This window comes from Mangrovitalea sediminis (assembly GCF_002514725.1).
GTDB classification, from domain to species: domain Bacteria; phylum Pseudomonadota; class Gammaproteobacteria; order Pseudomonadales; family Oleiphilaceae; genus Mangrovitalea; species Mangrovitalea sediminis.
Genome location: NZ_NTLB01000003.1, coordinates 213,337 through 229,026 on the forward strand (window position 1 = coordinate 213,337; position 15,690 = coordinate 229,026).

The window sequence follows — 15,690 nt, forward strand, 5'->3', positions numbered from 1 at the left end:
TATGGCGGCCGATTCCATCAGTTATCCCGTTTTCCTGCTCAGCACTGTGGTGGCTCTGGTACTGAGTATTGCCCTGTTTCCTCTGGCCTGGTTGCAATGGCGACCTGAATGGCTGGGATTGCTCGTTTTCTACTGGGTGTTTCGGGCACCGAGCCGGTTTGGCATCTTTGTCGCCTGGATGCTGGGCCTCCTGCTGGATGTCCTGGAATCCGCGACCCTCGGGGTCAATGCGTTGTCCCTGGCCGTTGTCGCTTTCCTCGTTCTCACCATGCATCAACGCTTACGTATGTTTCCGCTGCCGCAACAATGCCTGATGGTGTTCCTTCTGCTGGGTATCAATCAAATGCTGGTGCATTTCATCAATCAGTTGCTGGGCGTTAACGTGGAAGGTTTCGGGTACCTGCTGCCGGCAGTGACCAGTGCTTTTGTCTGGCCATTCGTCTGTTCGTTTCTCGACTTTTTCAATCGCAAACTGAGTTGATGCCATGAACGCCAACCGCACCCTGGTGCTCGCCTCGGCATCTCCGCGCCGGCGGGAGCTGCTGGAGCAAATCGGTCTCACCTTCCAGGTTCGGGCATTCGATCTCGATGAGAGGGTCCTGCCGAATGAATTGCCGGAGCATTACGTTGAGCGTCTGGCGCGCGCAAAAGCGAGTGCCGGTTATGCCGAGAGCTTAAGCTCTGATACGCTGGTGATCGGTGCGGATACCACGGTTGTGTGTAACGGGGATATCCTGGGTAAGCCGGTCGATGCAGATGACGCCGCACGCATGTTGGGCGCCCTTTCGGGGTGCAGTCACAAGGTGATGTCGGCAGTGGCGTTGGCTGGCGAGCATGGCTGTTTCGCGCGGTTGAGCGTGACCGAAGTGCGCTTCAGAACGCTGTTGGCGGAAGAGATCCATCATTACTGCCTGAGCGGGGAACCCTTTGATAAGGCTGGTGCCTATGCTATTCAGGGCCGCGCGGCCATTTTCGTCGAGGCTATCTCTGGCTGTTACAGTACCGTAGTGGGGTTGCCTTTGCAGGCGACAGCCGAATTGTTGCAGGAAGCGAATATGCCGGTTTGGCATTACTGGGGCGGTGCTGATGAGTGAAGAAATTCTGATTAACGTGACGCCGGTGGAAACGCGGGTCGCCCTGGTCGAAAACGGCATGCTTCAGGAAGCCTATATCGAACGGACTGGCCGCAAGGGGATCGTCGGTAATATCTACAAGGGCCGGGTTGCCCGGGTGCTACCGGGAATGGAAGCCGCTTTTGTCGATGTCGGTCTCGAACGTGCTGCCTTCATTCATGCTTCAGACGTCGTTAATTTGGCGACCTCGCAGGAAGAGGTCAGCGATGGCCCACGTCCAGTTCCGGATATCCGCTCGCTGTTACGCGAGGGGCAGTCTCTGGTGGTACAGGTAACAAAGGACCCCATCGGAACCAAGGGGGCCCGTCTGACCACACAACTCTCCATTCCCTCCCGTTATCTGGTGTTTATGCCCAATGTTCAGCATATCGGCATTTCCCAACGGATCGAGGACGAGGAAGAACGCTCCCGCCTCAAGTCCCTGGTCGAGGAATCGGCCCAGGAACTGAGTTTCGAAGGGGGTGGCTACATTATCCGTACGGCGGCGGAAGGCGCCGGGCGCGATGAACTGCTGGGGGATATGAAATACCTGCACCGACTGAGTCAATCCATCATGGAGCGCATCAAGTCGGCCAATGCACCCAGTGTCATCTATCAGGATCTACCGCTGTTTATCCGGACCATTCGGGACCTGGTTCGTCCGCAAACGGAAAAGGTGCGGATCGATTCCCGGGAAAGCTATCAGCGGGTGATGGACTTCGTGCATGAGTTCGTCAACGAAATTTCCGAAAAAGTCGAGTATTACCCGGGTGAGCGTCCCATCTTCGATCTCTACAGTGTCGAGGATGAAATTCAGAAGGCGCTGAGCCGCAAGGTGCAGCTCAAGTCCGGGGGATATGTGATCATCGATCAGACCGAGGCGATGACGACCATCGATGTGAATACCGGCGCCTTTGTCGGACATCGCAATCTGGAAGAGACCATCTTCAAGACCAACCTCGAAGCGGCCCGGTCAATTAGTCGTCAGTTGAGATTGCGCAATCTCGGCGGAATCATCATCATCGACTTTATCGACATGGAAGATCCCGAGCACCAGCGGCAGGTGCTGCGCATGCTGGAGAAAATGCTCGAAAGGGATCACGCCAGAACGAAGATCACGGGGGTCTCTGAGCTGGGTCTGGTCGAGATGACCCGTAAGCGAACCACGGAAAGCCTGGGTCAGGTGTTGTGCGAATCCTGCCCGATCTGTGACGGTCGTGGTTTCCTGAAGACGCCGGAAACCGTGTGCTATGAGATTTTCCGCGAGATCCTTCGGGTGAATCGGGCCTATGAGTCGGAAAGCTATCTGGTGCTGGCCTCTCAGGCAGTGGTCGACCGTTTGCTCGATGAGGAATCCGACAACGTTGCAGACCTGGAAACGTTTATCGGCAAGAGCATCAGGTTTCAGGTAGAGGCGCTCTACAGTCAGGAGCAATACGACGTCGTTCTGCTCTGACGGCGCTCCGTGGACTGAGCGTGCGTGTTGTTACAGGGTCGAGTCGGTACTGATGGCGCTGTTCGCGAGTTCTGGCCGCCTCGCGTCAACCGGCCGCATGCAGACTCGGTGAACAGGAAGTCACGGTCACGCGATGCGAGAACAGAATTACCCTCCGCAAATTCAAGCAGGTCCGCGGACGTGGCAGCGTTGGTTGCGGCGGCTGACGGGGCTGATTTGGTCCTTAGTCCTGCTGGTGCTGACCCTGATAGCGCTCTATGTCGGGATTGGCCGTCAGTGGGTGGAAACCATCGGCCAGTACCGCGTGCCGCTGGAGCACTTACTGAGTGAGCGTCTCGGGCAGCCGGTTACCATTGGATCAATTCAGGGGCGCTGGCAGTCGCTGGATCCCATTGTCGAAATTCACGACTTTACCATCCACAGTGCGCAGGCTCCGCAGCAGCCTGCGGCGTCTTTAAAGACCGTCCGTCTACGCCTGGATACCCTGGCTTCGTTACTGCGCCTGCGACTGGTGTTTCGGGACCTGTCGGCGTCAGGCGCGCACCTCTCGGTGGTTCAGTCTCCCGATGGGCGTGTTGGTGTGAAGGGCATATGGCTGCCGTCCGCCGAAGGTTCGACGAAGGAAGTGGCTTTTTCCGCGCAGGCAGTGGAGGAGTTTGTCGGTCGTTGGGTGGATAAGGCGGGGTCGGTGCTGTCCAACCCGCACATCAATGTTCGCGATATCCGGGTGACGCTTCAGTCGGCGAAAGGCGTTGAGCAGACGCTGCAAGTGCCGCAGCTGCGTCTCGTGTATGTCGGTGGCACCTTCGAGGCCAGTGGTCAGTTGACCCAGGGAGATGACCGTACGCCGCTGGCGGCCTTTGTGCTGCGCGGGGAACACTTTTTCCGTGGTCATTTCAATGGCGAGGCCTATTTCGATATCCGTTCGGGTCATCTGTTCGACCAATGGCTGCAGCGTTACCAATGGCAGGGCGTTCAAGTGCTCGGCCTGAATACGGTCAGCCAAGCATGGCTCGACTTCAAGGATGGGCGTATTCAGCAGGTCCTTGCCAAGGTTGCGGTTTCCCATCTGGAGCTCGGTGTGCCTCATCAGACGGTGGCGCCGGTCGACAACCTCTCGACGCTGATCGGGTGGCGGCGACAGGGGGATACCTGGAGCATGGCGGTCAGTAACCTGACATGGCAGTGGGGCGGCCAACGGGTGGCGGCATTGAATGCCACGCTGAGCCGGGATTCCGGTTGGCATGTGCGGGCCGATCAGGTGGATATCGGTCCCTGGAGCAGCCTGTTGCATGATCTCGCTTTACTGCCGGCGGACTGGAACGCCGATTTGGGCAGTCGGGCACCCAAGGGACAGCTGAGTCGTCTTTCTGTTGATGTGAACGCATCCGGCAACTTCCAGGTGGCTGCAAATCTGGCTCATGTGTCGGTGAAAGCCGCTCACGGTGCGCCGGGCGTTACAAACCTTTCGGGTTATCTTGCCTTTGACGATCATGATGGCGAAGTCATCATGAATGCCGACAACGCCAGTTTGGGTTTTCCGGATCTGTTCAAGGATAGCTGGCTACTGTCCCATCTCGGCGGACAGGTAACCTGGCACGTCGACAATCATGAATGGACGGTAAAAGGCGACGACCTGACGCTGGATTACGGCCAGAAAACCCGCTTTAACGGTGCCTTCGAGCTTCTCCTGAGCCCGCGTCGGGAGAATACTCTATCGCTGCATGTCGGGTTGCGGAACGGTGACGCGAGTCTCCTGCCTCTGTTTGTTCCGGTTCATGCGGTCAGTCCGGCGCTTTATCACTGGTTGACCACCGCAATCACCCAGGCCGATATCCCGGCGGGTGATTTTTATGGCCACGGCAGTATTCAGGAGGGGGCGCCGCCGGGCAGTTTCACCACGTCCATGTCTTATCAGTTCAGCAATGCCAGCGTGACCTATCAGCCTGACTGGCCTAGCGTGCAGAAGGCGAGTGGCTCGGTGACGGTGCAGGGTGGAGACGCCCATATCCAGATCGATCAGGGGGTGACGGGGGGTATTACGTTGGAGCCGGGCACCGTCGATGTGACCGACGATACGGATGGGACCTGGTTGCAGGTGCATGCCTCAGCCCCTGTCCCCGCCGAGGTGGTGCCGCAGTGGTTGACGGCAACGCCGCTGCACAGGCAGGTGGGGGACTGGATTAAGGACATGACCCTGACCGGCCAGTTCCACCTCAAGCTGGGTTTGGACATGTTGCTGGGAAGCAGCCGCGAACCCAGGGTGCAACTGGATGTGGGGGCAAAGGATGCGACACTCGTCTATAAGCCGCAGGACCTGGCCTGGAGCAAGATTCAAGGGCAGGTTATGTATGACTCCGATAAGGGGTTTGCGACAACACCGCTACAGGCCCGTTTTTTGGGCGCGCCGGTGAAGGTCTCGCTGTCGGGAGGAAATGCCAGTCAAGGTATTGTGATTGGCCAGACCGGCACCGCCGATATGGCCAAAATCAGCGCTCTTTTCGGCTTGAGCGGTGGCGTTCCGGGCGTTACCGGTACAGCGGGCTATCAGGCTCGCCTGGAAGCGTCGAGGACTGGGTCGCCCAGGCTCGTGGTCGATACGGACGGCCGTGGGCTCTCGGTGGATTGGCCGGCTCCGCTGAATAAGCCGTCAGGAGAGGCTCGCCCGTTACATCTGGTCTTGTCGGAAGGTGCCGATCAGGCACTGCGTCTTACCGGCCATTGGGGGGATACGCTGGCCTACCAATTGGATTGGCAAGGCGCAGGTCTGTCTGGTGGCCGGGTTGTTCTGGGGAAAGGCAGGCTTACATCTTCTGAGACTGCACCTGTGCAAGGGCTTCATATCAGCGGCACCGTCAAGGCTCTGGATGTGGCGGCCTGGCAGGGACGGCTGAAGGCGCTGCTGGCGCCATCGCCGACCGCGGCTTCCTCGTCAGCTTCCCAGCCGGTGAAAGGTGTCGATCTCCTGGTCGGTCGGTTGCAGGTTGCAGGGCAGTCTTTCCCGAACACGCGACTTCTGCTGTCGCCGGACAAGGGAGCCTGGACAATAACGCTGTCTGGATCGGCCATTGACGGATCCATTCTTGTGCCGGCTAACGATACCGCGCCGACGATCATGAAGCTGGCTCGCTTGGATGTCACTTCCGGAGGTGAGTCCGGCAAGGCGAGCGTGATCGTCGAGCAGCAGGGGGCACGTTCAGGATGGCCATTGCTCGATGCGACGATTCAGCAGCTCAGTGTCAATGGTAAGCATTACGGAGCCTGGCATTTTTCTCTCCGACCGAGCAGCGATGCGTTGCTTGTACAGAATATAGAGGGCAGTACGGGCTCCTTGAAGTTCTCCGGTAACCTGATCTGGGAGTACGATCGGGGCGGTATGGACGAAACTCGCCTCGACGGTACCTTGAAAGGAGGCAACCTCAATGACCTGAGTGCCTGGCTGGATAAGAAAGTGCCCTTGAAGAACAAAAGTACGGATGTCGAGTTCCACATCAACTGGCAAGGTTCGCCCACGCAGTTTTCACTCGCGCGACTGAACGGCGATATGAAGTTCCTGCTCAAGGACGGTGTTATCCTCCAGGACAACGATGTTGCCCAAATCTTCAGGATTTTCGGCATACTGAATACGGATACCATCTGGCGGCGCCTGAAGTTTGATTTTTCGGACCTTTACAAGGCGGGTGTCGCTTTTGATGGTATGTCTGGCAAGGCGAATTTCGAACAGGGAACGCTGATTCTGGATCCGGATATGCAGGTGGTTGGACCCTCTCTGGCATTTCGCCTCAGTGGCTCCACCCATTTGCTCAACGAAACCCTGGATATGCGCCTGGTGGTCATTCTGCCCTTGACCCAGAATCTGCCCCTGGCGGCACTTCTGGTCGGTGTGGCACCGCCGGTCGGCGGCGCGCTCTTCGTCCTGGATAAAATCCTCGGGGAACCCCTGAGCAAGTTAACCAGTGCGACATACAATGTCACCGGCACCTGGGATCACCCGGACATGAAGTTGCGCAATATCTTCGATACGGGGTCTAACAAGACACCAGCCAATACTGAAAATGGCCGTGATAACAGCCATCGGTAGTCACTGATATCGTTAACCCTGGTCCGTTTCTCATAGTAGGAGCCTGAACATGTCGTCGACGAAGCGTGTGGCAGCCATTCAGATGGTCAGCGGCTCGGACCTTGAGGCCAATCTTGCTCAGGCCCGAGAGTTACTGGCGGCGGCTCGTGACGGCGGTGCGCGCGTTGCCGTGTTACCCGAAAACTTCGCCCTTTTACACACGCCCGGCATGTGTGATCAGGGCGCGCTGGAAATAACGTCCAGCGGTCCCATTCGCGGATTTCTTGCCGAGCAGGCCCGTGAACTGGGGTTGTGGATCGTGGGCGGTTCGCTTCCGGTGGCGGCCCGACCCGATGGTTCTTTAATCCCTGACCGGGTCAGGGCGACCTGCTGGGTGCTCGATGACCAGGGGCGCGAGGTTGGTCGCTATGACAAGATTCATCTGTTCGATGCCGAGGTGGCGGATGCCCAAGGCCGCTACAAGGAGTCGGATACGTTCGAGCCCGGCGATTCCGTGGTAGTTGTGGATACCCCTGTTGGGCGTCTCGGGCTGAGCATCTGCTATGATCTGCGCTTTCCCGAGCTTTATCGTGCGCTTGCGCGGGAAGGCGCCGAGTGGGTGACGGTGCCGTCGGCGTTCACCTACAGGACGGGAGAGGCTCACTGGGAGCCGCTATTGCGCGCGAGGGCGATTGAAAATCAGCTTTGGGTCTGCGCGGTGGATCAGGGCGGGCAGCACAGCGCCAAGCGGCGTACTTGGGGGCATTCCATGGTGATTGACCCTTGGGGGAGTGTCGTCGCACAGGTGGAAGAGGGCGCGCAGGTGCTCTTTGCCGATATGGACTTGGAGCAACAGGCCGAACTGCGACGCCAGATGCCGGTGTTACATCACCGGCGCTTGCCGGACTGACCGCAGGCGAGCCTGACTTTCAGGTCTCTGCCTGGTCGATCAGGTCTCGGATTTCGCGAAACAATTTACGGGCATGTCCCGTGTTCTTTTGCAGGGCTGCATCCTTCCGCGCGTTGCGAATCAGGTTTCGCAGGTGTTGCACGTCCCCTCCGGGGACCTGTTCCATAAAGTCCGCCATGGCGCTGTCGCCTTCGGCAATCAGGCGCTCGCGCCAGTGTTCCGCCAGATGCAGCCGCCGTGTGTTTTCCTGGCTCCCCGCCGAATAGCCTTCGACGGCCTTCTCCAGTACTTCGTAATCCTCCGAACGCATCAGCTTGCCGATGTATTGCAGGTGCCGGCGCCGGGCTTCATGCTGGCGGATACGCTTAAACTCATCCAGGGCGCTCCGCAGGCGATCACTGATCGGCAGAGGCTCTAGTTGGTGGGTATCCAGCTCGCCCAATTTTTTACCGAGTTCTTGCAGTTGCTGCATTTCCCGTTTGAGTTGCGACTTGCTCTTCAGCTCATCGGATTCGGTGTCGAAATCATTTTCCTCTGCGCGCATAAAGGCTGTTTCCTAGCTTTCTTCACCAAAACGGTCGTTGATCAGCGCCTGCAAGGATTCCCAGGCTTCCTGTTCGTCCGGTCCTTCGATCATCAACTCGATGTCGGTGCCACAGCTGGCGGCAAGCATCATGACTGACATGATGCTTTTGCCGTCCACATCCCGTCCGTCCTTGACGATACGGACACTGCTTTCGAAGCGACTGGCTGTCGTGACCAGTTTGGCGGCCGCACGGGCATGCAGTCCCAACTGGTTAATGATCTTTATGGGTTCACGAATCATGGGCGTTTTCCGGCGCCTTGTCGGCCTGAAGGTTCTGGGCCCGTATATGGGGCATTTCGGTATGTCTGGCCTGCACGTTGCCAAACTGTTCAGAGAAATGTTTGGCCAGCCGGTCACAGACATAGACGGAGCGATGTTGTCCGCCTGTGCACCCGACAGAAATGGTCATGTAACTGCGATTGCTGCTCCGAAAACTGGGGAGCCAGCGCTCGAGCAGTTGTATCAAGTCCTGCAGCAACTGTTCGGTTTCCTCATGGGATTCGAGAAACTTCTGGACGGGTTCGTCGAGACCGGTAAAGCTGCGTAGGCTGGTATCCCAGTAAGGGTTCGGCAGGCAGCGCACATCGAAAACGAAGTCGGAGTCGATGGGGACGCCATGCTTGAAACCGAACGATTGGAAGAGCAGGGCCAGGTCCTGCTCGCTGCGCCCGGAAATCCGTTGCTTCACCATGTCCCGTAACTCGTACATCGAAAGCGCGCTGGTATCGATATGCAGATCTGCCAGGCGTGCGATGGGCTCGAGCAGGTGTTTTTCCTCGCTGATAGCCTCTTTCAGCGAGGTCCGGTCATTACTTAGTGGGTGCTTGCGGCGGGTTGCGTGGAAGCGTTGCAGCAGGGCTTGATCCCGGGAATCAAGATAGATGATCTCGGTCTGGATCGGGCAGGCCTTCAATTGCTGGTACAGTGTCTCGAAATTGGCAATTTCGTCGGACAGGTTTCGGGCGTCGATACTGACGGCCATGTGCCTCAAGCGCCCCGATGCGGTCTTCAGTGCTTCTTCCGTCAACGGGAAAAGCAGGCCTATAGGCAGGTTGTCGATGCAGTAATAACCAAGATCCTCAAGTACATGCAATGCTGTACTCTTGCCGGACCCGGAGCGTCCGCTGACGATAACCAGTTTCATGGCACCCACCTTGCCGGAGTCGAAATCGCTTAGCTGTCCTGGACCGTACGATACAGTTCAGTGGCGTCTTTGCACTGACGCAGCCGTTCGCAGAAACGGGCGTCGTTGAACCGCTCAGCCAGCTGGCTGAGCAAATCGAGATGTTCGCTGGTTGCTTCTTGCGGCACGATCAGCACGAAGAGAATATCCACTGGCTGGTTGTCGATGGCATCGAACGGGATACCCTCGCTCAGTGTCAGTAACGCGCCGAGCACATGCTTACAGTTCTGCAGCCGGCAGTGGGGGATAGCGATCCCCTGACCGATACCGGTGCTGCCGAGTCGTTCGCGAGCAATCAGGTTGTTGAATAGGGTGTTTTCATCCAGTTCCGGACTCTGTTTGGCCACTTTGGCGGCGATGAGTTCCAGGATCCGTTTCTTACTGCTCCCGGGCACACCACACAGGGTGAGCTCGGGAGACAGAATGGCTTGAATAGAAAGAGCTGTTTCCGTCATGAATCACGCGGTTCCGTTCAACGAGCCGTAGCACCGTGCATGCGGTCGATGTTCTTTTCCTTGTGCTTGAGGATTTGCCGGTCGAGCTTATCGATTAGCAGATCAATAGCGGCATACATGTCTTCGTGTTCGGCGCAGGCGTGAAGTTCGGCGCCCGAGATGTGCAGGATACCTTCGGCCTCCTGGCGCTGCTTCTCCACGGACAGGGTGACCTGGGCGTTGCTGATGTGATCGAAATGTCGCTCCAGTTTCTGGAATTTCGCGGTAACGTAATCTTTCAGAGCAGACGTCAGTTCGACATGATGACCGGTGATATTGAGTTGCATAAGCGGCTCCTATTGTCGATTTAGCCGGCGTTTCCACACCCCGGCAGCTTGCCATTTGACTATATCACAGGGTCCTGCGCTTTCCCTGTCCCGGATCATGTCCACGGGCATTCTCGGGCCAGTAGGGCATGATGGCCTATGGCTCGAACCGAAAACATGTCGAGCGCCGGTTTTCCCTGTGTTTACCTGTGGCGGTTGAACCGCCGTTTCAGCTCAAACGAGCCGTTTACGTTCGTTGGAAGGCGGAATTTGCATGGCCTCGCGGTACTTCGCGACTGTCCGGCGGGCCACCTTTATCCCCTGATCTCCCAGCAGTGCCGCAATCTTGCTGTCACTGAGCGGTTTACGCGCCGATTCTGCCGACACCAATTTGCGGATCATGGCACGAATCGCTGTAGATGAGCACTCTCCACCCTCGTCGGTGCTGACATGACTGGAGAAAAAGTATTTCAGCTCGAAAATGCCCCGGGGCGTGTGCATATATTTCTGTGTCGTCACCCGGGATATCGTCGATTCGTGCATCTCCACCGCCTGGGCAATGTCAGAGAGGATGAGAGGTTTCATCGCTTCTTCTCCCTGCTCAAGGAAACCTTGCTGGTGCTCGACGATCCGGGTGGCCACTTTGAGGAGTGTTTCGTTACGGCTCTGCAGGCTCTTGATGAACCACTTGGCCTCCTGCAGTTGATCACGCAGGAATGCGTTGTCTGAACTGCTGTCGGCGCGGCGCACCAGCGAGGCGTAATTGGCGTTAACCCGAATGCGGGGAGCAATATCGGGGTTCAGCTCAACGCGCCAGCGACCACTGTATTTGCGAACGATCACGTCAGGCACGATATATTCAGGCTCCGCCGTGTTCAATGCTTCGCCGGGACGTGGCTGAAGTGTCTGAATGAGTTCCAGTACGGCACGCAGCTGTTCCTCGGATAGCCGGCTGCGGCGCATTAGCTGTGCATAGTCGCGGTTGCCCAGCAGGTTCAGGTAGTGGCTGACCAGCAAGCGGGCCTGGGGGAGCCAGGGCGTGTCCGCAGGGAGTTGACCCAACTGGATCAGGAGGCATTCCTGCAGGTCGCGTGCGGCGACACCGGGCGGATCGAACTGCTGGAGGCGGTGCAGCACGGCCTCCACTTCGTCCAGTTCGAGCGGATCCTCATCGATCTCCTCGAAAAGGCCCGAGTGAATGTCTTCGAGGGAGGATGTCAGGTATCCGTTATCTTCGATCGCATCGATGATTGCCATGGCGACAGCGCGGTCGCGGTCGCTCATCGGCGTCAGATTCAATTGCCAGAGCAGGTGATCCTGCAAGGTTTCGACCGGGGAATTACGTGTTTCGAAGTCGCTGTCTTCGTCATCATCGTTGCGTGATGAGGACGCGGGTGCTGACTGATAGATATCGTCCCAGGCGGTATCGACTGGCAGGTCGTCAGGGATGTCCGATTGCGCTTCCCATTCCTGATTCTCGGTACTGTCGTCGGCGTCCCAGTTCTCGTCGTCGTTCTGGTCCTGTGATTCGTTTTCATAGGACTCGGTGTCGCGGGACTCCTGTTCTGCTTCCAATCGTTCAGCGTCGGTGGCTTCCTGATCCGCATCGGCATCTTCCGATACCTCAAGCATGGGATTGGACTCCAGTGCCTGCTGGATCTCCTGCTGAAGGTCTAGGGTCGACAGTTGTAAAAGCCGAATAGCCTGCTGGAGCTGGGGCGTCATCGTCAGCTGAGTGCCCAGCTTCAACTGTAGTGAGGCTTTCATAACCATTGGTTCGTTTCCGTCACCTTTCCTTCATTTGACTTCGGGACGGGCTGTAGGACAGTCGGCCCGGCCAAAGGGTCCGGTGCGCGACTTAAGACAATCGGCGAGACGTTGTCGAGTACCTGTACAGCCCGGTTGTGCAGCGCAAGCAAATTCTTTGCCGAAGTTTACTGTGTGGTGGGCGCTGCTGACAACGCGTTTCCCGGATGTCTGTTTCCGGGGCGCATATTTACAGTGTAGTCACAGGGTGTATGGTCGTCATTGCCGGCGCCGGATTTGACCTCAGAGCCGGAATTCATTCCCCAGGTAAACCTCTTTGACTTGTTGGTTACCAAGGATATCTTCGGCCGATCCGGACGCTATAATCTGTCCGTCGCTGACGATATAGGCTTTCTCGCAAATATCGAGGGTTTCCCGCACATTATGGTCGGTGATCAGTACGCCGATTCCCTTGGCCCGCAAGTGGCGGATAATCTGTTTGATGTCGCTGACCGATATCGGGTCGACGCCGGCGAATGGCTCGTCAAGCAGTATAAAGGCGGGCTCGGTCGCCAGCGCCCGGGCAATTTCCACCCGTCGGCGCTCGCCGCCCGAGAGGCTCATGCCGAGACTGTCCCGGATATGGGTGATATGGAACTCCTGCAGCAATCCCTCGAGCTTTTCTTCTCTTTCCGCGCGCCCCAACTCCTTCCGCGTTTCGAGAATTGCCATAATGTTGTCGCGAACGCTTAGGCGACGAAATACGGAGGCTTCCTGCGGCAGGTAGCCGATGCCGGACCGGGCACGACCGTGCATTGGCAGGGGTGTGATGTCCTTGCCGTCGATGCTGATCTGTCCGTGGTCGGCTGCGACGAGCCCGACAATCATATAGAAACAGGTTGTTTTTCCGGCGCCATTGGGGCCCAGAAGGCCGACGATGCTGCCACTTTCGATTTCCAGGGAGACGTCCTTGACGACCTGACGTTTCTTGTAGGATTTGGCCAGATGGGCGGCACGAAGTAGCGGCATTACTGTTTTTCTCGCGGAGCGGCGGGCTGAGTATTCGGTTGGACTTTCTTTGGCTGGATGATCATCTGTACCCGGCCGGAGGTGGCGTCGTTTCCGCTGCTGTTACCTTGGGCGGTGACGACACGGGTATTCGTGTCGTAGTGGATAAGGTCACCCTTGAAAACGTTGCCGTCCTGCTCGACGACAGCGTCGGTCTTCAGGGTGATTAAATGCTTGTCCCGGGAGTAGGTGATGGTCTTGGCCTGAGCATCGGTCGCCGGTTGGTTGGGCGGCGTTGCCGGCTCATGATAATGCGCGGGAGCACCGAAGGACTCGATGCGGTCGACACCTTGTTTGTCCCGGTAGAGAACAACCTTGTCCCCGGTCAGTTTTGAACCTTCCTGGGTGACCACGACATCCCCAGTATAGGTGGCCGTACCCTGGCGATCATCGAGCCGGGCATGGTCGGCGGTCACGTGGATGGGTTGATTCGAGTTGAGGTTGAACGCCCATGCGGGTGCTGTGATCCAGGTGCCGGCCAGGAGCAGCGACGCCAGCGCCAGGTGCCGGAAAGCACAGGGTTCAGCGCTTGGTCTTGTCGGACGAGAGGTCATAATTGCCATCCACTTGACTATTCAACTCGAGAATTCGTTGGGCAACGAACGCCTTCATGCCAACGGCATGAGTTACGCCCTGGGCGTCGGTAATCGTCACTGGGGCGTCAGTGTGCACAATGCGGCTTTGGTTATCCAGTACAAGCCGGCTGGTGGTCAGGGTCGACGGCTGTTGTGCGTCGCCCTGGCGAGTCACGACGACGGAATCTTCCAGTGTCAGGCTGTCCTGAGAAATGTTGTAGATGCCTTTATCCGCGCGAATGTGCCAGGGCGCGCCGCCCTGTTTTTCGAACACTTCGGCGGTGGGCTGCTGGAGATATGCCTTGTGTTGGCTGTCATATTCTTCCGCGCGTTGACTGTGCATACGGGTGGATGGATCGCCGTCGGTATCGAAAGTGAAATAGAGGCCGTTCTCGACGAAGGCGTCGGGCTCTTGTGGGCCGCCGACGGGAGATTCGGCAACCGGTGTCGGTTCCTCGCTATGCCATACCAGGAACGCGAGAACCAACGCGGCGGCAAGTAGCGCCATATAGCGGACGATAGGGCGATCCCACCATTCGGCAATGGACATGGGGGCTAGCCTTCGCCCAGATAATGGGCGTGGATGTCGGCCAGGTGGCCCCGGGCCTGAAGGATCAGGTCGCAGACTTCACGCACGGCACCTTCGCCGCCGGCCGCCTGGGTGCTCCAGTCCGCCTGCTCGCGGACAAACCAGTGACCGTTGGGAACCGATATGCCGAGTCCGGCATGGCGTATCGCCGACAGGTCAGGCAGGTCATCGCCCATGTAAGCGACCGACGAAAGTTCAATGCCGAGTTCGCGCGTCAGCTCCCGGAGTGCGTCCAGTTTGTCTTCCCGCCCCTGGAGCAGGTGCTCAATGCCAAGGTCCCGTGCCCGTCGGGCCGTCAGTGGAGAGGTACGGCCTGTAATGATCGCCACGGTGACGCCGGATTTCTGCAGCATCTTGATACCGTGGCCATCGAGGATGTTGAACGCCTTAAGTTCGTCGCCCTGAGCAGAAAAGTACAGTCGCCCATCGGTCAAAACGCCATCGACATCCAACGCTAGCAGTTGAATGCGACTGGCAAGGCTTATCAGTGATTCCGGCAGGGGTTCGGTCACTGGGTCTCTCCTGTATCCTGATCTTCCGGTCCGCGGTATCGGTTCTGGCGTGCAACCGTATACACAAGGCTCTGTCGTTATGTCGAATTCAACCGTCTTTAGATGACGCCTGCGCGTAGCAGGTCGTGCATATTCAGCGCACCCACCAAGTGGCGCTCGCTATCGGTCACGATCAGTGCGTTGATTTTGCGTTCTTCCATGATGTTCAGCGCTTCAGCCGCAAGAATATCCTGACGGATTGATTTGCAGTTGCGGGTCATGACGTCGGCGATCGGTGTTGCATGGACATCGATATTGCGATCAAGGGTTCGCCGCAGGTCGCCATCGGTGAAAATGCCGACCAGGCGGCCATCGTCATCGATGATGGCGGTCATGCCCAGTCCTTTTCGGGACATTTCGAGCAGGGCCTCGCGCATCAGTGTGCCTTCGTGAACGGACGGGATGCGTTCGCCGGTATGCATGACATCCTCGACCTTCAGCAACAAGCGTCGACCCAGTGTGCCACCAGGGTGAGAGAAGGCAAAGTCTTCGGCACTGAAGCCACGAGCTTCCAATAATGCAACGGCCAATGCATCGCCCATCACCAGGGTGGCTGTGGTGCTGGATGTCGGCGCCAGTCCCAGGGGGCAGGCTTCCCGCGTGACACTGACGTCCAGATTGACCGCAGCTTCCTTTGCCAATGTTGAGGTGTCGCTGCCGGTCATGCTGATCAAGGGGGCGCCCATGCGCTTGATCAGCGGCAGGATGGTGATCAGTTCGGCGGTATTGCCGGAATTCGAAATGGCGATCACCACATCCTGGCCGGTAATCATGCCGAGGTCGCCGTGGCTGGCCTCTCCGGGATGCACAAAAAAGGCGGGGGTGCCGGTGCTGGCAAGGGTCGCTGCTATCTTGGTGCCAACGTGGCCGGATTTGCCCATGCCGGTGACGACAACGCGCCCCTGGCACGCCATGATGATTTCGCAGGCTTTTATGAAGCCTGTATCGATGTGCTCTCGCAGCGCGTGAATGGCATCGCGCTCGATATCGATGGTGCGCAGAGCTGACTGGATAAAAGCGTTGTCCTGTACCATGGCGTTACTGATCGATTAGCTCCGTGTGCAGTATTCGATGGCGGGTCCGGCCGTTCAGCA

The 15,690-nt window shown here is 57.9% G+C and carries 16 protein-coding genes; 5 read left to right on the forward strand and 11 right to left on the reverse strand.

Translation table 11 applies throughout. The features are described 5' to 3' along the window. Position 1: 1 nt before the first annotated feature. The 5 genes from mreD to CLR77_RS07940 all read left to right on the forward strand — a co-directional run bounded on the left by mreD (position 2) and on the right by CLR77_RS07940 (position 7,538). Entirely contained in the window at positions 2-481 is a 480-nt protein-coding gene (gene mreD / locus CLR77_RS07920) for a rod shape-determining protein MreD (protein WP_097460093.1), read from the forward strand. A gap of 4 nt (positions 482-485) precedes the next feature. Continuing rightward, entirely contained in the window at positions 486-1,094 is a 609-nt protein-coding gene (locus CLR77_RS07925) for a Maf family protein (RefSeq protein ID WP_097460094.1), read from the forward strand. Beyond that, positions 1,087-2,568, forward strand: coding sequence for a ribonuclease G (rng, locus tag CLR77_RS07930; protein ID WP_097460478.1), 1,482 nt, complete (start codon positions 1,087-1,089; stop codon positions 2,566-2,568). The genes CLR77_RS07925 and rng overlap by 8 nt, the downstream gene beginning before the upstream one ends. Before the next feature lie 133 nt (positions 2,569-2,701). Further along, positions 2,702-6,649 carry a YhdP family protein gene (locus CLR77_RS07935; RefSeq protein WP_097460095.1) on the forward strand — a complete coding sequence of 1,316 codons (3,948 nt, stop codon included), beginning with the start codon at positions 2,702-2,704 and terminating at the stop codon, positions 6,647-6,649. 49 nt (positions 6,650-6,698) lie between these two features. Further along, positions 6,699-7,538, forward strand: coding sequence for a carbon-nitrogen hydrolase family protein (locus tag CLR77_RS07940; RefSeq protein WP_227519850.1), 840 nt, complete (start codon positions 6,699-6,701; stop codon positions 7,536-7,538). Positions 7,539-7,557: 19 nt separating this feature from the next. Here the strand turns inward: CLR77_RS07940 and yjgA are convergent, their stop codons facing one another. From yjgA to CLR77_RS07995, 11 genes are all read right to left on the reverse strand, one after another. Next, a complete protein-coding gene (gene yjgA / locus CLR77_RS07945) occupies positions 7,558-8,082 on the reverse strand; it encodes a ribosome biogenesis factor YjgA (protein WP_097460097.1) in 525 nt (174 codons plus the stop codon). Positions 8,083-8,094: 12 nt separating this feature from the next. Then, a complete protein-coding gene (locus CLR77_RS07950; RefSeq protein ID WP_097460098.1) occupies positions 8,095-8,364 on the reverse strand; it encodes an HPr family phosphocarrier protein in 270 nt (89 codons plus the stop codon). Then, complete coding sequence (gene rapZ / locus CLR77_RS07955) at positions 8,354-9,268, reverse strand: RNase adapter RapZ (protein ID WP_097460099.1); 915 nt, start codon at positions 9,266-9,268, stop codon at positions 8,354-8,356. The genes CLR77_RS07950 and rapZ overlap by 11 nt, the downstream gene beginning before the upstream one ends. A gap of 29 nt (positions 9,269-9,297) precedes the next feature. Further along, complete coding sequence (gene ptsN / locus CLR77_RS07960) at positions 9,298-9,762, reverse strand: PTS IIA-like nitrogen regulatory protein PtsN (protein WP_097460100.1); 465 nt, start codon at positions 9,760-9,762, stop codon at positions 9,298-9,300. A 17-nt stretch (positions 9,763-9,779) separates the two neighbouring features. Continuing rightward, positions 9,780-10,088, reverse strand: coding sequence for a ribosome hibernation promoting factor (gene hpf, locus CLR77_RS07965; RefSeq protein ID WP_097460101.1), 309 nt, complete (start codon positions 10,086-10,088; stop codon positions 9,780-9,782). Between the two features lie 213 nt (positions 10,089-10,301). After that, the gene (locus CLR77_RS07970; protein ID WP_097460479.1) at positions 10,302-11,834 is read right to left on the reverse strand and encodes an RNA polymerase factor sigma-54; all 1,533 of its coding nucleotides are present in this window, start codon (positions 11,832-11,834) and stop codon (positions 10,302-10,304) included. 282 nt (positions 11,835-12,116) lie between these two features. Next, positions 12,117-12,842, reverse strand: a complete 726-nt coding sequence (gene lptB, locus CLR77_RS07975; RefSeq protein WP_097460102.1) for an LPS export ABC transporter ATP-binding protein — start codon at positions 12,840-12,842, stop codon at positions 12,117-12,119. Further along, complete coding sequence (gene lptA, locus CLR77_RS07980) at positions 12,842-13,435, reverse strand: lipopolysaccharide transport periplasmic protein LptA (RefSeq protein WP_097460103.1); 594 nt, start codon at positions 13,433-13,435, stop codon at positions 12,842-12,844. Before lptA ends, lptB begins: the two co-directional genes overlap by 1 nt. After that, entirely contained in the window at positions 13,404-14,006 is a 603-nt protein-coding gene (gene lptC / locus CLR77_RS07985; protein WP_097460104.1) for an LPS export ABC transporter periplasmic protein LptC, read from the reverse strand. Before lptC ends, lptA begins: the two co-directional genes overlap by 32 nt. A gap of 5 nt (positions 14,007-14,011) precedes the next feature. Next, positions 14,012-14,557, reverse strand: coding sequence for a KdsC family phosphatase (locus CLR77_RS07990; RefSeq protein WP_097460105.1), 546 nt, complete (start codon positions 14,555-14,557; stop codon positions 14,012-14,014). Positions 14,558-14,655: 98 nt separating this feature from the next. Continuing rightward, complete coding sequence (locus CLR77_RS07995) at positions 14,656-15,630, reverse strand: KpsF/GutQ family sugar-phosphate isomerase (protein WP_097460106.1); 975 nt, start codon at positions 15,628-15,630, stop codon at positions 14,656-14,658. Positions 15,631-15,690: the final 60 nt, after the last annotated feature.